Here is an 18,480-nt window from a genome sequence, read left to right on the forward strand (position 1 = left end):
GCCAGCGCGTCCGACAGGACGCGCGGTCGCTTTGAAATCTGCGCATGATCCTATCGGAAAATCGATTCCGATTTTCGGGTCATGCGCCAGCTCGCGCTGCGGCAGGTTCTGCCGCGCATGGAGGAAGACATGTCGCAAAGCGCTGTTGCCGCAGTTCCCTTGCAGCCCGGTCAGCCACGGCGCTTCCTGAAGCCGGAGACGCAGACAGCCATGCTGTTCCTGCTGCCGAGCTTCCTCGGCTTCATGGTCTTCATGGCGCTGCCGATCCTGGCGTCGCTGGCGCTCAGCTTTACCAATTGGCAGCTGATCTCGACGCCATCCTTCGTCGGCTTTCAGAATTATATCAGGCTCTTCACTGTCGATCCGGCCTTCTACACCGTATTGAGCAACACGCTGTTCTTCGCCGTCGAGTATCTGGCGCTGAATATAATCGTCTCGCTGACGCTCGCGGTCTGGATATCGAGCCTGAAGCGCGGCAAGGCGATCTTCCGGGTGATCTTCTTCCTGCCGACCTTCACGCCCACCATCGCCGCATCGGTGGTATGGCTGCTGATCTTCACGCCGGACGGGCTGGCCGAGAGCATCATCCGCGCGCTCGGCCTCGGTCTGCCGAATTTCCTGTTGAGCTCGAGCTGGGCCATGCAGGCGGTCGTGCTCGTCACCCTGTGGGCGAATGTCGGCTACAACGTTGTGATGTTCAACGCCGCGCTCGACCTCGTGCCGAAGCATTACCTCGAGGCGGCGACGATCGACGGTGCCAATGCCTGGCAGCGCTTCTGGCGCATCCGCCTGCCGCTCATATCGCCGACCATCTTCTTTGGCACCGTGATGACGGCGATCACCTCGCTGCAGGTCTTCGACGAGATATTCGCGATGACGCGCGGCGGCCCGGGCTCGGCGACGGCCACGCTCGGTTTCGCCATCTACCAGAAGGGCTTCACCAACTTCCAGATGGGCTATGCCTCCGCATTGGCCTGGGTGATGTTCGTCATGATCATGGCGCTCACCATCCTGCAATTCCACATGCAGCGCAAATGGGTGCATTATGACGATTGATCCGACCTCACGGCATCCGCATTCCGTGTCCCAGCATCGTCACCGCATATTGCGGCGCGTCGGCGCCTTCGTCAGCTACACGGCACTTTCGCTGATCGCGCTGCTTTTCCTCTTCCCCTTCTTCTGGATGGTGTCGAACGCGGTGCGCTCCAATGCCGAGGTGATGGCCGTGCCGGTCCGCATCTTCCCCGAGGAGTATCGTTGGGGAACATTCGTCGAAGCCCTGGTTTCCCTGCCGTTCGGAACCTTCCTGTTGAATTCCTTCGTGGTCGCCTGCGGCGTCACGGCGATCGTGATTGCGGTATCCTGCCTGTCTGCCTACGCTTTTGCCCGGCTAAAGTTTCCCGGCCGGGAGGGGTTGCTGCTCACCTATCTCAGTACGCTGATGATCCCGCAGGTGATGCTGGTCATCCCGCTGTTTCTCATCGTCAGCAAGTTCGGCTGGATCAACACCTATCACGGCATGATCCTGCCGGTCGCCTTCAGCTCCTTCGGCACCTTTCTGCTGCGACAGTTCATCCTCGGCATTCCCAAGGATCTCGACGAGGCGGCGATGATGGACGGGGCTTCGCGCCTGCGCATCCTGGTCACGGTCATCGTTCCACTTGCCATGCCGGCCATCGGCCTCTTGTCGCTGTTCACCTTCATCGCGCAGTGGAAGAGCTTCCTCTGGCCGCTGATCGCCACCAGCGGCGTTGAAAAAGCCACGCTGCCGCTCGGGCTCACCCTGTTCCAGACACAGCAAGGCACCGCGTGGAACTACATCATGGCGGGTGCGACGATCTCCATGCTGCCGGGCGTCGTCCTGGCCATCGTGCTGCAGAGGGTGATCTACAAGGGTATCACCGTCAGCTCCGGCTTTGGTGGACGCTAATAGTTAAAAAACAAAGATTTAAGCGCATCGCATCAAGTTTGTTGTGATGCCCTTCAAGTCCGCTCGGTTGCCGCCCAAGAAGGCGCTCGTGCCGTCGCAATCATAGCCTCGCGTTTAACTTTTGCTTCCGGCCGAAAAGTAAAATTTAACCAAAATTTGAAATAACGCATTTCATATCCGAATTGTGCAGGGGAATTCATGAAAACGGCCACGCTTGCATCCATCGCCTTGGCGATATCGATCTCTGCTGCCCATGCCCAGACGATCGGGGTTTCGATGTCCGATCTCGACAAATTCAGAACGGTGCTTCTCAACGGCGTCGTCTCGCATGGGCAGACGATATCCGGCCTCAAGCTCGTCACCGAGAATGCCAAGGGCGACAACGAAGTCCAGAAGCAGCAGGTGCAGAAGCTCATTGCCGACAAGGTCGACGCGATCATTCTTGCGGTCTCCGATGGCGACCTCGGGCCGCAAATGACCAAGATGGCGGCAGATGCCGGCATTCCGCTGATCTATATCAACAACGTTCCTTCCAACCTGTTGGACCTGCCGGACAATCAGGTGGTGGTCGCCTCCAACGAGAAGGAATCCGGAACGCTGGAGACCAAGCAGGTCTGCGCGCTCCTCAAAGGCAAAGGCCGCGTTGTCGTGCTGATGGGCGAACCCTTCCACGCGGCCGCCCGCGCCCGCACCCAGGACATCTCCGACGTCATCGCCACGCCGGATTGCAAGGGCCTTCAGATCGTCGAGCGGCAGGCCGCCTATTGGTCGCGCGATTATGCCGACCAGCAGATGCAGGAATGGCTGTCGGCCGGCGTCAAGTTCGATGCGGTCATCGCCAATAATGACGAGATGGCGCTCGGCGCGATCCGGGCCATGAAGAAAGCCGGCATGCCGATGAAGGATGTTGTCGTCGCCGGCGTCGATGCGACCGACGACGCGCTCGCCGCGATGGTGGCCGGCGATCTCGACGTCACCATTCTCCAAAGCGCCGTCGGGCAGGGCGCTGCCGCTGTCGATGCCGCCGTCAAGCTTATTCGCAAAGAGAAGGTGCCGCGCGAAAACAACGTTCCCTTCGAACTCGTCACACCTGAGAACATTGCCACCTATCTGCCGAAGAGCCAGTGAGCATAAGAGGACTATGATGTTGCATATCTGGAATAAATTCGGCATTCGCGCGCAGATCACCTCCGGCTTCGTGCCGCTGATCCTGTTGATGAGCCTGCTCACGGTCAGCGCGATCTCGGGCATGAACGGGCTCGCCTCCATCTTCGCGTCCTATCGCGCCACGGCTGGTCAAAGTCTCGCCATCTCGGACTACAGCGACCAGCTGAACGAGATTCAGATGTCGGCGGAAGCCTTCCGCTCCACGCCGACGCAGGATGTCGTCGACCGCTTCCGCGCCGGTGTGAAAGCGTTCGACGCCGACGACCCGCGTTTTGCCGGCAACAAGGACCTGCAGTCCGGCCTTGCGGCGATCCGCCAAGACATTGCCGCCTACGGCATGGCTTTCGAACAGATCGTCTCCCTTCAGGCCAGGCGTGACGCCTTGATTTCCAAGGTCACCGAATTCGGCCCCTGGACCAGCATCGCGCTCAACGACGTCGTGCGCAGCGCCTGGCGCCAGAACGATGTGGCCCTGTTGCAGATGACGGCAGCGACGCTGGAGGCTTTGAACCGCAGCCTCTATTTCTCCGAACGCTTCGTGCATTCCAACGATTTTGCGGCCTATGACACCGCGCAGGCGGCACTCGCCGAGGCGGTCACGCTCAACGAAGCCGCCGCCAAGGCCGCGAAGAACGAGCTGCAGAAGAAGCGCCTGATGGGCGCCGGCCAGCTCATGCAGAACTACACCGCCCGTCTCGGCGACATGAAGGACGTCTTGCAGGCCTCCGGCAATATTCGCCAGACGCAGCTCAGCGTGCTCGCTCCGAAAATATCAGGCGGCTTCAAGGACCTGCAGGCCACCGTCACGGGCGCGCAGAAGACGCTGGACGGTTCGGTGGACGCAACGGTTGCCTCTGCGACCAGCACGACGCTTGTCATCAGCGGGCTGCTGATCGTGATCGGTCTCGTCCTTTCCTATTTCGTCGGCCGGCTGATTTCCTCTGCGGTCCGTAACATGGCACAGTCCATGGAGCAGCTTGCCCGCGGCGAGGAAGGGATCGTGATAACGGGCGTTGAGCACCGCCACGAACTTGGGGCCATGGCGCGTTCGCTGAAGGTTTTCCAGGAAACCGGGCGCGCCAAACTGATCGCGGAAGCCAATGCCGAACGCGCTCGCCTGGCCGCCGAGGAAGAGCGGCTCCGCCAGGAGGCCGAACGGCTCAGCGATGCGCAGGTGATGGAACATGCCTTCCGCCAGATTTCCGTCGGGTTGGACGCGCTTTCCAAGGGCGATCTCACTGTCCGCGTCGGCGAAGTCGACCATCGCTATGTCAGGATTCGGGATCATTTCAACAATTCGGTCGCGAGCCTCGAAGAGGCGGTCGACTCGGTCATTCGCGCCGTCGCCACCATCCGGTCCGGCCTTGCGGAAATCTCCACGGCGTCCAACGATCTCGCCCGCCGCACCGAGCAGCAGGCAGCCTCGCTGGAGGAGACCGTCGCGGCGCTGGGTGACGTCACCCGCGGCGTCAACGGAACGGCGGAGGGCGCAAGCCGCGCCCAGGGTGTCGTGGCAACCGCTCGCACCAATGCCGAAAAGGGCGGCGAGATCGTTGCCCGCGCCATCGACGCGATGACGGAAATTCAAAATTCGTCGTCGAAGATCGGCAACATCATCAGCGTCATCGACGAGATCGCCTTCCAGACCAACCTGCTGGCGCTGAACGCTGGGGTGGAAGCGGCGCGCGCCGGTGAGGCAGGCAAGGGCTTTGCCGTCGTCGCCCAGGAAGTCCGCGAGCTCGCCCAGCGCTCCGCCAACGCGGCAAGGGAGATCAAGCAGCTGATCTCCACCTCCTCTGCGCAGGTCAAGACCGGCGTCCAGCTGGTGGGTGAATCCGGCCTCTCGCTCGAACAGATCGTCGAGCAGGTCACCGCCATGAATGCGACCGTGGCCGAGATCGCCGTTGCCGCCCGCGAGCAGGCGACGAGCCTGCGCGAGGTCTCGGCCGCCGGCGACCAGATGGACAAGGTGACGCAGCAGAACGCCGCGATGGTCGAAGAGACCACGGCGGCCGCCCAGAGCCTGACACATGAAACCGAAAGCCTGGCCGAGCTGCTGCGGCGGTTCAGGACGGGCAGCGGCCGGGCGTCGGAGCATCGCCACTACGCAATGGCATCCTGACGTTCTGCCGATACAGGCAAGCAAACGCCGTCGCCTCGAAAGGGCGGCGGTGAGCGAATGTCTGGCGCCTTCAGTGGCTTCCGGATGCTGGACCGGCGGAGTGGCCGGCAATGCTCTTGCGAACGTGACGAACCGCTGTCCAGACGGCAAAGAGCACGAGCGGGATGGCGCCGAGAACGGCGAGCTTCGCCACGTGCGGATCGACACCCAGTTCGGAAATACTTTCGAGGCAGATCTTCGCCAGGCCGACGGTGTAATAGGTGATGGCGATGACGGAGAAGCCTTCGACCGCCTGCTGGATATGAACCTGGATGCGCGCCCGTTCTTCCATCGACGTCAGCAGCGACGCGTTCTGATCTTCGAGCTGAACCTGCACGGTGGTTCTAAGGAGGTCTCCAGCCAGGCTGACGCGTTCGGCCAGTTCGTCGAGGCGGCGTTCAGCGGCTTCGACCGAGCGAACGGCTGGTTGAAACCGCCGATCGATAAAGGTGCCGAGCCTCTGGCGCTGCTCGACGCGTTCCTCACGAAGCTCCGACACTCTGCTCGCCACGATCTCGGCATAGGCTTTCGTCGCGCCGAAGCGGTGGCGGGCGAGGGCCGAGAAGTTGAGAACGTCCGAAGAGAGCCTGGTCACCTCGGAAAGCAGCGCCTTGTCGACCTTGATCGCACTCTGCATATGCCCGATCAGCAGGTCGAGGCGCCGGTCGAAGATGGAGAGCTTCGACACCGTCTCGCGCGCCATCGGCAATGCCAGCAGCGCCATCATCCGATATGTCTCGATCTCCAGGAAACGCCTGACCATGCGGCCGGTGCGATAGGCATTGAGGTTGCGGTTGAAGAACAGAAATTCGACGAAACCGCTGTCGGTCAGCCGGAAGTTCGAATGCACTTCCGCATCGCCGCCGCCGACCTGAGAGGCGACATAGTCGAGCCTCGGTTTTTCCGGACGCTGCCCGTCCTTCTCGTCCCGCACCAGCACCCGAACGGCCGCGATGATCTTCCCGTCGATCTGGCGGCAGCAGGCCTGAAAGGCTTCAGGCGGATTGCTGCCGGGTTCGGCCGACGCGGGAACGACGAAGGTCAGGGTGAGGAACTCGGTATGCGCCTCCCACTTCAGCCGGCCGTCGCCGATGCGGCCGATGCCGTGGTTGCCCTCGCGGGTCGTGGAGACATCCTCCAGTCCCGGCAGGGAATTCGGTATCTGAGGAGGGGCATTTTCTCCGACGATAGCGACGTGCCACACATCCGTGTCGCCATCGAAGTAAAGCGACGGCCGCGCGTGGAGCTCGTTGTGAAGTTCCCTTCGCAGCGGATGCTCGGAGCCCATCGGCATGGAAATGCACCTCTATAAGGTAGACAGTCGCTGGGTCGCCGGACGTAACCGGGTTGCCGGCATGTGTGAGTTGACCATGGCGCCCGCGAGCCGGCGAAGGCTGACAACGCCTATAGCCTCTCCCGAACCGGATGTCACGACGCCTTCGCCAGCGGAGGCGCCATGCACGAAACGAAAAAGCCACGGCCCTGTTGCGAGGCCGTGGCTGCAGCATGCGCGCATTGTGCGGGACAACGCGTGACCGGTTACTTGGCGGCGAGCGCCTCGTTGACCTTGTCGACGTCGGCACTCATTGCCTTGAAGGTCTCGTCGAGGGAGAGTTCGCCGACGATCAGCTGGCTCATCCTCTGAACGATGAGCTGATAGATGGCGGAGGATCCCTTGAGACGTTCCAGGTCCCGGGCTGCCTGCGGCACGCTATTGCGGCTTCCGAGGAAGACGGCCATCGCCTCCTTGGCATTCTTGCTCTCAAGCTTGTATTGCGGGTCCTTGATGTCGGCGCCCGTCAGGATGACGTAGTTTTCAGCGATTTCACGCTGGACCTTTTCAGAGCCAAGGAATTCGATGAACGCGGCAACGGCCTCCGGAGACTTGGTGCGCTTGAAGCCGACGATCGCGGTGCCGCCCGGCATCGCATAGCAGCCGGCATCGCCGCACGGCGCGCTGATCGCCGTCCAGTCGAAGGCGTCGCCGATCTTCTTCTGGAACGGATTGACCATCCAGTTGCCGGCGAGATAGGTCACGACGTTGCCGTTGACGAACTCGTCACCCATGTTCTTGTACTGGGTTCCGCCGGCAGCACCCCACATTTCCTTCGGGAAGGAGCCGTCCTTCGTCCAGCCGTAGAGATCCGTGACATAGCGCTTGGCGGCATCGTCGGGGAAGAAGAACTTGCCGTCCTTGACGTAGTTCGAGCCGTAGGAGAATGCCGCGCCGGAGAAGCGATGGCCCGAGCGATCCATCGTGAAGGGGATCTGGGCACCGGTCGCCTTGGCAACACGCGCCGAAGCTTCGACGATGTCCTTCAGCGTGGCGGTGGGCTTCGGAAGCGGTTCGCCGGCCTGTTCGAACAGCGTCTTGTTGACGAAAGGCAGGTTGAAGGTCTGCGACGCGATATAGCCGTTGATCGACTGCGGATCGTTGACGCCGGGGAAGCGAAGTGTGTTCAGGCTGTCGCCGTGCAGCTTGGCGAAGCCATCCGGGTCCTTCATGTAGGGACGCATGTCGAGGTAATAGGGGGCAAGCTGCCAGTCGGTGATCTTGGCGATGTCAGGGCCTTCGCCGACGGCAAGCTGTACCGGCAGCTGCTTGGCGACCGCATCATAGCCCGAAGAGACGAAATTGACCTTGATGTCTGGATGCGCCGTCTCGAATTCCTTGCTGAGCGCTTCCATCCGCTCGACGTAAGCCTGGTCGTCGTCGGTGAACAGAAAGGTGATTGTCTTGGTTTCCGCCATGGCCGCGCCGGACCATGCGAAAGAAGCGGTAGCCAGCGCCACTGCGAGGGCACCTGAAAGATAGGTTTTCATTTTCATCCTCCCATGAAAACATTTTCATCAATCGCGGCCTCGGCCATCGATAAATCAACTTCATATACTTGACATTCGTTCCGTCAAGCTATTTTCTGCGGCAATAGCGATGTTTTTGAGCAATATGCAAAAATAGCGCGCACAAAAACCTAATGAAAATATTTTCATAGGATTGCGGAGGAGGCGGTCTGTGAAAACGGAATGCATCAAGCAGCCGGACGATATGGCGCCAGCATACAGCGTGGCTGCGGGGCAAACGATCACGGCATGGGCCGTTTCCGGCCTCATCGCCAGCTATTTTCCCGGCGAGCCCGCGCCGGCCGAAGACCGCGTGAACTATCGTTTCATCAACGGTTTCGTCGATGTCGGCGACCTGCCCTGCCGCAAGGCGTTCTGGTCAACCATGGTGGGCCGGCCGCTCTCGCCCGACAGCTCCTGGCCGACCGAAAGCCTCAATCTTCCTGGCTCGAACCGCCGCGTTGAGTTCACCGGCTTCTGGCATGTGCCGACGCATCTCAGGCGATGGCTGAAGGGCACGTTCAGGACGGAGACTGCGCGAACGCTCAATCTCAGACTGAAGACCTGCGGCGGCGTTCGCATATGGGTCAACGGGCAGGAGGCGGTGCGCTTCGAACCCTTCAAGCGCAATGTCGAGAGCGCGACCGACATAAGCCTGTCCCTTGAAACTGGCGACAACCAGATTCTCGTTCACACCGAAGACCTGGCCGAGCGCGACACGACGTGGTTTTTCGAGCTCGAGATGCTGGACGAGGAGCCGCTCTGCGTATTACTGCCCGTATCGCTGGATCAGAATGAGGTCCGCGAGCTGGAGGCCCTTGCCCGTGGCGTCCGCCCGGCCCGCGACGTCTTCGTCAATCAGCCGCTGGAGATCATATTCGGCACCGCGCCCGAACGCGACTTGCCTGTCGAGATCAAGGTCATCGGCCATGGTCACGAACGGCCCGTTCTCGCGCACTCACGATTGACGCTGCGCGCCCATCAGAGCAGCCTCACGGCCGACGATGTCTGCGGCATTGCGGACGGTTATCACGGCGTCCACATGACGATCGGCTCCGGCACGGGCTCGGTCACCCGCGTCATCGATGCTGCCTTCATGAGCAGCATTTCACCGTTGCCGCCAGAGACCTCGCTCGCCGCCCGCAAGCGGCAGGCGCTGGAATACAGCGCCCGCTTCGGCGCAAACCGCGTCGGGCGCCTCATTGCGATGATGGAAACCGGTCACCACGACCTGGAAAGCTTCGACCGCATCATCGACGCGACGCTCGCCTCCATCGATGCGCGGGAGGATTGCTCGGATTTCATCATGGTGCCGCTCTTGTGGCTGCTCGGCGCCTATGCCGACCGGATGCCCGATGCCGTGGTCGCTCGCATTCGGCATTCCGTTCGCTCCTATCGTTACTGGGTCGACGAGCCGGGCAACGACGCGATGTGGTTCTGGAGTGAGAACCATGTGCTCTGCTTTCACACGAGCCAGCTGCTGGCGGGACTTCTTCTGCCCGACGAGGTGTTTTCAGCCTCGGGCCGGACGGGGCGGCAGCAGGCGGAAATCGCCGGCGAGCGGCTCGGGCGCTGGTTCGACAGCGTCGAAGCCCATGGATTGGCGGAGTGGAACTCGGCGGCCTATTACCCGATCGACTTCATTGGCCTGCTGGCACTGGAGCGCTGGGCCGAGATGGCGATGTCAGCGCGCGCCCGCGCCCAGATCGATCTCATCTTCCGCATGATCGCCCTGCATACGCTCGCAGGCGTTCCGGCCGGATCGCAGGGGCGCGCTTACGACAAGGAACTGCGTGCCGGCCCGCTGACCGAGCTTGCGCCCTTCGCCCAGGTCGCCTTTGGAACCGGCTGGCTGAACAACGGCGTTGCGGCATTGACCATGTTCTGCGCCGGCGGCTACGAGCCGCCCGCCGATCTGGCCGAGCTTGCAGCGCTTGCGCCGGGAAGATGCGTCGAGGCGCGCTACAGCCAGGGGCTCGAGAGCGGAAAACTCGTGCTGTTCAAGAACGAAGCGGCGCAGCTTTCGACGGTCGTCGATCACAAGACCGGCCTGAAGGGGCACCAGCAACATGTCCTCGACATCCGGCTGGCCGGCCACCCGATGGCAAGGTTGTGGGTCAATCATCCCGGCGAGGACGATCCCTGGGGCAATCAAAGGCCATCCTATTGGGCCGGCAACGGCATCCTGCCGCGCGTTGCCCAGCATCGCGACGTCGCTCTGCTGGTCGAGGACACAAGCGACGCACGCCATGCATGGACGCACGCCTATATCGGCCGCGACGGCCTGGACGATCTCATCATCGAAGACAAGTGGCTCATCGCGCGATCGGGCAGGGGATTTTCCGCCCTCTGGGCGTCGAACGGGCTGGAGCTGATCACCGACGGCCCGACCGCCGGCCGCGAGGCACGCTCCCACGGACCGCTTTGCGGCTGGGCTGGTATCGTCGGATGCGGCGATGGCGACGCTTTCAAGGCATTCACCGAACGCCTGTGCCGGACGACGGTTTCCTTCGATCCCGGGCTTCGGCGCCTCTCCCTGACGCCGCCGGGTGGCCCGGCGATCTGCCTGTCCTATGCCGACGGTCTTTCGATCGGCTGCGAGGCGAGGCCCTTCACCCACGATCAGCCGCACCCGATCCTCACACACGACAGTGCTGCCTCCGGCGCCGGCACTGACGGACCCTTCTACTCTTGAAACATAGGTCTCCAGCATGAACACAACATCTGTCGATAACGCCGCGCTCCTGACGACGATCGATCGCGTGGCAACGGCTTTCAGCCGGCTCAGGGGCATCAAGGAAGGTCTCGTGACGGGAAATTCCGCCTCCGGAATCCAGTTCGACGAATGGGACTGGGAAGTCGGCGTCGGTCTCTACGGCTTCCTGCGGCGCGCCATTTCCACCAATGATCAGAAAGCGCTGCAGGAACTGGTGACCTGGTATGCCGGACAGATCGAACGCGGGCTGCCGCCGCGCCAGATCAACAGCACGGCGCCGATGCTGCCGCTAGCGATCCTCGTCCAGCATGTCGACCGTCCCGATTTTCGCGCTCTCGTCGAGGACTGGGCGGAATGGCTCGTCAAGGAACTGCCAAAGACCGAAGACGGTGGCTTTCAGCACGTCGTCAAGGAGCGCCTCAACGACGGCGAATTGTGGGACGATACGCTGTTCATGGCCTGCCTGTTTCTCGCCCGGGCCGGCGTGCTCTGCGAACGCAGTGAATGGATCGACGAGGCCGTCTATCAGTTCGTGATCCACACCCGCTACCTTTCCGATCCGGTCAGCGGGCTCTGGTATCATGGCTGGACCTTCAACGGGCGGCACAATTTCGCCAATGCCTTCTGGGCGCGCGGCAATGCCTGGATCACGGTCGCCATCCCTGAGCTCTTCGATCTCGTTCCGACGCTCGGCGAGAAGGACCGGCGTTTTCTGTCGAACGTCCTCGTCAGCCAAGTGCGCTCCTTGAAAGCATACCAGCGGCCGGATGGCATGTTCACCACGCTTCTGGACGATCCGTCTTCGCCGTTGGAAACCTCGGCCACGGCAGGCATTGCCTATGGCATATTGCGCGCCATCGATGCCGGCATTCTCGACAAGGACGACAGGGCCTATGCGGAGCGCGCGCTTGCGGCGGTGTTGGCGCAGATCGACGAAGAAGGCGTCGTCCACGGCGTCTCGGACGGCACGCCGATGGGCCATGACCTCGATTTCTACAGGCGCATTCCCAACGTGCCGACGCCTTATGGCCAGGCGCTGACCATGCTGCTTCTGACGGAAGTCTTTCTCGAGAACGGCGAGCGCCAATGAGCCCGGTGTCTCTTGTCGCGATCGAGCCGGCGGAGGGCGACGATACGATCCGCCTGCAGGCGGCCATCGACGGCTTGTCGGCTTCGGGCGGCGGACGCGTGGAGCTCATGGCGGGTATCCATGTCTGCCGCGGGCTCCAGCTCAAATCCGGCGTCGACCTTCATCTGGCCGCCGGCGCGATCCTGCGTCCCGTTCCGGATTATGCCGCCTACACGCATACGACCGTTTCGGTGATTGCCGAAAAGTCGGATCGCGGCATGATCGTCGCCAAGGATGCGCGGCGGATCAGCCTGACCGGGGCGGGTCGCATCGAAGCCGGTTGCGATAGCTTCATTGTGGGGGACGACGAGACCGTCGGAACCTTCATCCCGGCCGAATTTCGGCCCCGCGTTGTGGTGTTCGAAGGCTGCGACGAGGTCGAGATCAGCTCCATCCATATCAGCCGCTCGCCGATGTGGACGTTGCACTTCGTCAACTGCACCGATGTCGCCGTCAGGAACGTGACCATCGACAATGACCGCCGCCTTCCCAATACCGACGGCATCGTTCTGGATGCCTGCCGCGGCGCCGTCATCGAGGACTGCCGGATATCGACGGCCGACGATGGCATATGCCTGAAGACGAGCATCGGTCCCGACCGTGTCGCCATCGGGCGATGTGAAAACATTCTCGTCCGCCGCTGCTCCGTTCAGAGCCTCAGCTGCGCGCTGAAGATCGGCACGGAAACGCATGGCGACGTCACCAACGTCGTGTTCGAGGATTGCAGCGTCTCATCCTCCAACAGGGCGCTCGGCGTCTTTTCGCGCGACGGCGGCCGGATATCCAACGTGAGGTTCTCGAGAATTGCGGTAGAGTGCCGCGAGACCCCCGATGGATTCTGGGGCTCGGGGGAGGCGCTGACCGTCAATGTTGTCGACCGTGTCACGGAACGCACGGCGGGCGCCATCGAAAATCTCGTCGTCGAGGACATAACCGGGCGGATGGAGGGGGCGATCACAGTCATCTCGACCTCGTCGGCCGGCATCGGCAACGCATCGCTGGCACGCATCGCCTTGGACCAGCAGCCAGGGCAGCTCGGCACCGCGCGGTCCTACGACCTGCGTCCGACAAACGCGGACCTTTCCCCGAAAGCCGATGGCGGCGGCCGCGCCAATGCCTGGACCCGCGGGTCGGACGGCCGGGTGATCGGTCTTGAGCACTATCCGGGAGGAATGCCGGCCGTCTACGTGGCGGGGGTCACCGGGATCTTGATGAACGAGGTGCGGGTCACAAGGCCGACACCGCTGCCGCAAGGCTGGAACAAAAACGACGCCGTCTTCGAAACGGCGGCACCTGATGGGAGTGGGGCATGGCAGAACTGAAGCTTTCCAACGTCAACAAGTCGTATGGCTCGGTCAAAGTCCTGCATGACGTCGAACTCGATATCAAGGACGGCGAGTTCGTCGTCTTCGTCGGTCCGTCGGGATGCGGCAAGTCTACCCTGCTGCGCGTCATCGCCGGCCTCGAAGAGGTGACGTCGGGCGCAATCGCGATCGGGGCGCGCGACGTCAGCGCGCTCTCGCCGGCCGAGCGCAAGATCGCGATGGTCTTCCAGTCCTACGCGCTCTATCCGCATATGAGCGTTCGCAAGAATCTCGCTTTCGGCCTGGAGAACCTGAAGTTCAAGCGCGCCGAGATTGAGGCGCGGATTGCCGAAGCTGCCAGGATGCTGGCAATCGAGCCCTATCTGGACCGACGCCCGAAGCAGCTTTCGGGCGGCCAGCGCCAGCGCGTGGCGATCGGCCGGGCCATCGTGCGCGAACCTGACATTTTCCTCTTCGACGAGCCGCTGTCCAATCTCGACGCGGCGCTGCGCGTCCAGACCCGGGCCGAGATCACCAAGCTCCACCGCGACATCAAGACGACGATGATCTACGTCACGCATGACCAGGTCGAGGCGATGACGATGGCCGACAAGATCGTCGTGCTGCGCGCCGGGCGGGTCGAGCAGGTTGGGGCACCGCTTGATCTGTTCGACAGCCCGCGCAATCTCTTCGTCGCGGGCTTCCTCGGCTCGCCGCGCATGAACATCATCAAGGGCAAGGTATCAGGCATCGACGAAAGCGGCGTCACCATCGATGTCGGCAATGGCGGCAAGATCGTCAGCGACGTCGATCCTGCCGGCATTGCTGTCGGCCAGGCCGTTCTCGCCGGCATCCGGCCCGCGCATTTTTCACGCTCCAGCGAGCAGGGCCTGCCGTTCATCGTCCAGTATCACGAGGGTCTCGGCACTGAAACCTATGTCTACGGCAACCTTGCAGGACAGGACGAGCAGATCATCATTCATGAGGCCGGCCATTTCGCGCCGGCGCCAGATGATCACATCCTGATCGACGCCGCCCCGGGGCGGGTTCATCTGTTCGATCCCGAAAGCGGCCTGGCTTTTGCCCGGCGGCCCGGACAGGGGAGGCGCTGAATATGGCGGCGCTCAAGACAGGTGCATTGCTGTCCCAGGCAGGCGAAGCGGCGATGAGGGTGGTCGAAGCCCCGATGAATGCGATCGAGCGCATCTTCGGCCGCAAGCGCATGCCATGGCTGTTCCTAGCGCCGAACCTCGTTCTGTTCGCCATCTTCACGTTCCTTCCGATCGCGATTGCGATTGGTTACGCCTTCACCGGCGGCACCAATCTTTTCGTGTCGGAGCGTCCCTTCGTCGGCTTGGACAATTTCCGCACGCTGCTTTCCTGCGGCAATTATCTGCAGCCGGGAACCTGCCAGGAATCGCTGTTCTGGACGGCCGTGTGGAACACGCTCTGGTTCGTGGCGTGCAATGTCGTCGCCACATTGCTGGTGGCGCTGATCACGGCGCTGATCCTCAATCGGGCGATCGTCGCGCGTGGCTTCTTCAGGGCGATGTTCTTCTATCCCGTCTTGCTGTCTCCCGTCGTCATCGGCCTCATCTGGAAATGGTTCCTCGATCGCAACGGGCTGCTGAACGCCTTCTTCCAGATGATCGGCGTTCCCCCTGAAATCTTCCTGCTCGACGTCGGCTGGTCGCGCTTCTTCGTCGTCGTGGTATCGGTCTGGTTTCACATGGGCTTTTACACCCTCATCCTCCTCGCCGGCCTCCAGGCCATTCCGAAGGAGCTCTACGAGGCTGCTTCCATCGATGCCGCCTCGCCACGCCGCACGCTGTTCAGGATCACGCTTCCCCTGCTGGCGCCGAACCTGCTGGTCGTGTTCATTCTGTTGATGATCAAATCCGTCCAGATCTTCGACGAAGCCTGGGTTTTGACCAATGGCGGCGGGCCCGGCACGGCCAACAGCTTCATCGTCCAATATATCTACCAGATGGCGTTCGGCAGCGATCTTCGGCTCTTTGGCCTTGCATCCGCGGCATCGGTTCTCATGGGGCTGGTGCTTCTGGTTCTCACCCTCATACAGCTGCGCATCGGCAAGCGAATGGAGTCCTGAGATGAACCCGATCAGCTTTTTCACGCGCACACGCCGGGCCGGACGCATCGATATAACCGACATATTGTCATGGGTCTGGCTGATCGGCGGAACCTTCGTGGTGTTGCTTCCGGTTCTCTGGGCGGGCCTCTCCTCGCTGAAGCCGGCGGCTGAGATCACCCGGTTTCCGCCGACGCTGCTCCCCCGGGCTGCCGTCGAACAGACCGTGCCCGGCTTCGACAAGCCGCTCAGCCTCTGGCAGGTCACTGTCGACGGCCAGCAGCGTGAAATGGCCATGGTCCGCCGCATCGGCCTCAAGGCCCAGATGGTCGACCCTGCAAATCCGGGACCACCCGTCAGCGTCGACGTCAAGGGGATGACGCCGGTGCAGAAGCTGACGGTCGCCACGCAGAATTACACCGATCCGCTGACGCGCTTCAACTTCCTGACCTTCCTCAAGAATTCGGTGTTCGTCACCTTCGTCGCAACGCTCCTGACGCTGATCGTCAACGCCATGGCGGCCTTCGCCCTGTCGAAATACAAATTTGCTGGTGATACGACGGTCTTCGTCATCATCATTTCGACTTTGATGATCCCGCTCGCCGTCGTCATGGTGCCGGCCTATCTCGTCATCGTCGGGGTCGGGCTTGCCGACAATCTCTGGGGCGTCATCCTGCCGACGGTCGCCTCTCCGACCGCCGTCTTCCTGCTACGGCAATATATGCTGACCATACCAGACGAGCTGATAGAGGCGGCGCGCGTCGATGCGGCGAGCGAATTCTGCATCTTCTGGCGCATCATCCTGCCGCTGACGGCACCGGCTCTCGCGGTGCTGGCGATCTTTTCGGTGCTCTGGCGGTGGAACGATTTCCTCTGGCCGCTCATCGTCCTCAATAGCCGCGAGAATTTCACCCTGCAGGTCGGTCTGAACGCGTTCCAGGGCGAGTTCTCGGTGCAGTGGCACTATATCCTGGCGATGACGTTCCTCAGCCTGCTGCCTGTCACCGTCGTCTTCCTGTTCCTGCAGAAATACATCACCACGGGCATCGCCGGAACAGGCATGAAATGAACGGTGCTGGCGTGGAGAAAGACCTCCTCGCAGCCGCCGAAGAACCATACTGTCTTCCTCCCGGCTGAGGCGCGTCGCATTGAACTTGTTTCATGCGGCGCGCTTCGGTCTTTGTCTTGGACATGCTCTCAAGCGGTCGTCCATTATTGAGTGACATGCGCCCTTGCCTGGGCAGTAAAGTTCACACCTATTCGTCTGAACCGCTCCAATTTTGAGGCAAACGCCGGGAGTTGAGCACAATCCCCGGCACTCAAACATCTAGCGCGGCGGCGCGATGCTGCCGCGCAGGACAAGATGGCATCCGAGTTCCAGGCGATGGGCGGGTCGCTGCGGATCGTTGGCAATCAGCCGCTGTTCGATGAGCGCCAGGGCGGCGGCACCGAGCCTGTCGGTGGGAACGCTGATAGTCGAAAGCGGCGGACGGCTGAATTCGCCGGGGACGATGTCGTCGAAGCCCAGGACGGAGATCGCTTCGGGCACGCGTATGTCGCGATCGGCCAATGCCTTCAGGCAGCCAAGCGCCAGGTTGTCGGCGGCGCAGAAGACGGCGGTCGCCCCTTTCATCGTGGGATCGCGGTCGAGCAGCGTGTTGATGGCAGCCTCGCCGTGCCTGGGCTCATATCCCTCGGCCTCGACGATCATATCGTCCGGCACGGGAAGCTGGGCGGCGAAAAAGGCGTCGGTAAAGCCGTCATATCGGCGCTGGATCGTCGTGCGGCCCTTCCAGGTCAGGTGCAGGATGCGGCGATGCCCGAGTGCGAGCAGGTGCTCGATGCCGAGCCTTGCCCCGAAGCGGTTTTCGGGGGTGACCGTATCGACCAGCATGGCTGGGTCTTCGCCGTTGACGATGACGACGGGCATATCAGGGGAGGCGAGGCTACGGATCAGTTCCGGCTGATCATCGTTCAGAACCACGATGCCGTCGGCGCGCTCGGAGAGCGCGATCTGCCTGACCTGGGCGCCGTCGATGCGCCGGCCGGTGCTGACAAAGGGCACGATCCTGATGCCGCGGCGCTCGCACTCCCTGCGAAGGCCGTTGAGGATCGTCCAGCTCACCAGGTTGAGGTCGCTCTCCGGCGCGGCATCGTCGGGAATGGCGAGAAGCAGGACGCGTAAGGTCGCGATCGTTGCCTTCTTCCTCCGGCGGTCGAGGTAACCCAGGCGTTTTGCCGAATCCAGAACCCTCTCGCGCACCTCGATTGTCAGCGGTGCGGTTCCGTTCAGTGCGTGCGAGGCCGTACTCAGCGATACGTCAGCATCGCGCGCGACATCCTTGAGATTGACTTTGCGTTCCACTTTTTCCGTCACGAATTGAGGCCATACCTTCGAAGGCACAGCTAACTCGATGTTTTTACATAAAAACTTGAGAAAAGCTACGTGCCTTGCGCGGTATTTTTCGTCATTCGGCGATCAGTTCTTGGCAAGCAGGCCGTTGAGCAACAGGTCGAAATAGGCCCGCAGGAAGGCCTCCTTGTTGGGAGTGGGCACGCGGCGGTCGTCGAATATCAGCCGCAGAACTGTTGTCGTCAGGATGGGGGCGACGACGATTTCCGAGAATTCCACCGGAATTTCGCGAAACTCCCCTGACGCCACACCCTCCAGAATGAGAGCGTCGACCTTGGCGATGATCGGCTCAATGAACTGATCGTGGTGGCGGTCGATCAGGTCGGGGAACCGGTGTCCTTCGGCAATGACGAGCCGCGTCAGCTCGCGTGTCGTGCGATCCTCGGCGATTTGGTCGTAGAGCAGGCCGAGAATGGAAAGCAGCCGGTCGGTGGCGCTGCCGCTGAGGCTTGCGGTGATCCCCAGCAGCTCCTGAAACGGCACGGAGAAGTGGTTGATCATGGCTTCGAAAAGCTTCTCCTTCGTCTCGAAGTAGACGTACACCGTACCCTTGGTGACGCCGACCCTGTCGGCGATGTCTTCGACGCGCGTGCCGGTGAAACCGCTTCTCACGAACTCCTCGAAGGCGGCATCCAGGATCTGGATGGGCCGCAGCGCTTTCTGTTCCGCGCGCGTGATCTTCTTCTGATTCTGAGCTGCCATTTGCCTCGCCTCCCGTGTTGCGCACGCC

At 62.0% G+C, this 18,480-nt stretch carries 14 protein-coding genes; 10 read left to right on the plus strand and 4 right to left on the minus strand.

The window, feature by feature from the left end:
• Positions 1-81: 81 nt before the first annotated feature.
• From ACD590_RS29200 to ACD590_RS29215, 4 genes are all read left to right on the plus strand, one after another.
• On the plus strand, positions 82-1,056 hold the full coding sequence (locus ACD590_RS29200; protein ID WP_439021025.1) for a carbohydrate ABC transporter permease: 975 nt from the start codon (positions 82-84) through the stop codon (positions 1,054-1,056).
• On the plus strand, positions 1,046-1,930 hold the full coding sequence (locus tag ACD590_RS29205) for a carbohydrate ABC transporter permease (protein ID WP_018245919.1): 885 nt from the start codon (positions 1,046-1,048) through the stop codon (positions 1,928-1,930). Before ACD590_RS29200 ends, ACD590_RS29205 begins: the two co-directional genes overlap by 11 nt.
• 198 nt (positions 1,931-2,128) lie before the next feature.
• Positions 2,129-3,058 (plus strand): substrate-binding domain-containing protein, encoded by a 930-nt coding sequence (locus ACD590_RS29210; RefSeq protein WP_018245918.1) that lies wholly within the window; start codon positions 2,129-2,131, stop codon positions 3,056-3,058.
• Positions 3,059-3,074: 16 nt separating this feature from the next.
• Positions 3,075-5,219 carry a methyl-accepting chemotaxis protein gene (locus ACD590_RS29215; protein WP_112907228.1) on the plus strand — a complete coding sequence of 715 codons (2,145 nt, stop codon included), beginning with the start codon at positions 3,075-3,077 and terminating at the stop codon, positions 5,217-5,219.
• Positions 5,220-5,289: 70 nt separating this feature from the next.
• On the opposite strand, the gene ACD590_RS29220 is transcribed toward ACD590_RS29215, so the two are convergent.
• Positions 5,290-6,552, minus strand: a complete 1,263-nt coding sequence (locus ACD590_RS29220) for a DUF3422 domain-containing protein (protein ID WP_439003989.1) — start codon at positions 6,550-6,552, stop codon at positions 5,290-5,292.
• 245 nt (positions 6,553-6,797) lie between these two features.
• Positions 6,798-8,081: an ABC transporter substrate-binding protein gene (locus ACD590_RS29225; RefSeq protein ID WP_032994176.1), complete on the minus strand. Its 1,284-nt coding sequence runs from the start codon at positions 8,079-8,081 to the stop codon at positions 6,798-6,800.
• Positions 8,082-8,271: 190 nt separating this feature from the next.
• Between ACD590_RS29225 and ACD590_RS29230 the strand changes: the two genes are divergently transcribed.
• From ACD590_RS29230 to ACD590_RS29255, 6 genes are read left to right on the plus strand one after another with little or no spacing between them, the layout of a single operon-like run.
• The gene (locus tag ACD590_RS29230; RefSeq protein ID WP_439003990.1) at positions 8,272-10,794 is read left to right on the plus strand and encodes a hypothetical protein; all 2,523 of its coding nucleotides are present in this window, start codon (positions 8,272-8,274) and stop codon (positions 10,792-10,794) included.
• A gap of 16 nt (positions 10,795-10,810) precedes the next feature.
• A complete protein-coding gene (bglB, locus tag ACD590_RS29235) occupies positions 10,811-11,905 on the plus strand; it encodes a beta-galactosidase BglB (protein WP_018445027.1) in 1,095 nt (364 codons plus the stop codon).
• The gene (pglB, locus tag ACD590_RS29240; RefSeq protein ID WP_439003991.1) at positions 11,902-13,266 is read left to right on the plus strand and encodes a polygalacturonase PglB; all 1,365 of its coding nucleotides are present in this window, start codon (positions 11,902-11,904) and stop codon (positions 13,264-13,266) included. The genes bglB and pglB overlap by 4 nt, the downstream gene beginning before the upstream one ends.
• Positions 13,254-14,360 (plus strand): ABC transporter ATP-binding protein, encoded by a 1,107-nt coding sequence (locus ACD590_RS29245; RefSeq protein WP_439003992.1) that lies wholly within the window; start codon positions 13,254-13,256, stop codon positions 14,358-14,360. Before pglB ends, ACD590_RS29245 begins: the two co-directional genes overlap by 13 nt.
• Positions 14,361-14,362: 2 nt before the next feature.
• On the plus strand, positions 14,363-15,358 hold the full coding sequence (locus tag ACD590_RS29250) for a carbohydrate ABC transporter permease (protein ID WP_439003993.1): 996 nt from the start codon (positions 14,363-14,365) through the stop codon (positions 15,356-15,358).
• Between the two features lies 1 nt (position 15,359).
• Positions 15,360-16,406, plus strand: a complete 1,047-nt coding sequence (locus tag ACD590_RS29255) for a carbohydrate ABC transporter permease (protein WP_003562795.1) — start codon at positions 15,360-15,362, stop codon at positions 16,404-16,406.
• A 258-nt stretch (positions 16,407-16,664) separates the two neighbouring features.
• Here ACD590_RS29255 and ACD590_RS29260 read toward each other — a convergent pair whose 3' ends face one another.
• Both ACD590_RS29260 and ACD590_RS29265 read right to left on the minus strand, forming a co-directional pair.
• Positions 16,665-17,702, minus strand: coding sequence for a LacI family DNA-binding transcriptional regulator (locus tag ACD590_RS29260; protein ID WP_047620873.1), 1,038 nt, complete (start codon positions 17,700-17,702; stop codon positions 16,665-16,667).
• 114 nt (positions 17,703-17,816) lie between these two features.
• A complete protein-coding gene (locus tag ACD590_RS29265; RefSeq protein WP_018245908.1) occupies positions 17,817-18,452 on the minus strand; it encodes a TetR/AcrR family transcriptional regulator in 636 nt (211 codons plus the stop codon).
• Positions 18,453-18,480 lie beyond the last annotated feature (28 nt).

This window comes from Rhizobium sp. 862_C5_N1_2, from assembly GCF_051811205.1.
In the GTDB taxonomy this organism is placed as follows: domain Bacteria; phylum Pseudomonadota; class Alphaproteobacteria; order Rhizobiales; family Rhizobiaceae; genus Rhizobium; species Rhizobium leguminosarum.

Coding starts and splice junctions, on each gene's coding strand:
- ACD590_RS29200 (WP_439021025.1), top strand. CDS start 82: ATGCGCCAGCTCGCGCTGCGGCAGGTTCTGCCGCGCATGGAGGAAGAC.
- ACD590_RS29205 (WP_018245919.1), top strand. CDS start 1,046: ATGACGATTGATCCGACCTCACGGCATCCGCATTCCGTGTCCCAGCAT.
- ACD590_RS29210 (WP_018245918.1), top strand. CDS start 2,129: ATGAAAACGGCCACGCTTGCATCCATCGCCTTGGCGATATCGATCTCT.
- ACD590_RS29215 (WP_112907228.1), top strand. CDS start 3,075: ATGTTGCATATCTGGAATAAATTCGGCATTCGCGCGCAGATCACCTCC.
- ACD590_RS29220 (WP_439003989.1), bottom strand. CDS start 6,552: ATGCCGATGGGCTCCGAGCATCCGCTGCGAAGGGAACTTCACAACGAG.
- ACD590_RS29225 (WP_032994176.1), bottom strand. CDS start 8,081: ATGAAAACCTATCTTTCAGGTGCCCTCGCAGTGGCGCTGGCTACCGCT.
- bglB (WP_018445027.1), top strand. CDS start 10,811: ATGAACACAACATCTGTCGATAACGCCGCGCTCCTGACGACGATCGAT.
- pglB (WP_439003991.1), top strand. CDS start 11,902: ATGAGCCCGGTGTCTCTTGTCGCGATCGAGCCGGCGGAGGGCGACGAT.
- ACD590_RS29245 (WP_439003992.1), top strand. CDS start 13,254: ATGGCAGAACTGAAGCTTTCCAACGTCAACAAGTCGTATGGCTCGGTC.
- ACD590_RS29250 (WP_439003993.1), top strand. CDS start 14,363: ATGGCGGCGCTCAAGACAGGTGCATTGCTGTCCCAGGCAGGCGAAGCG.
- ACD590_RS29255 (WP_003562795.1), top strand. CDS start 15,360: ATGAACCCGATCAGCTTTTTCACGCGCACACGCCGGGCCGGACGCATC.
- ACD590_RS29265 (WP_018245908.1), bottom strand. CDS start 18,452: ATGGCAGCTCAGAATCAGAAGAAGATCACGCGCGCGGAACAGAAAGCG.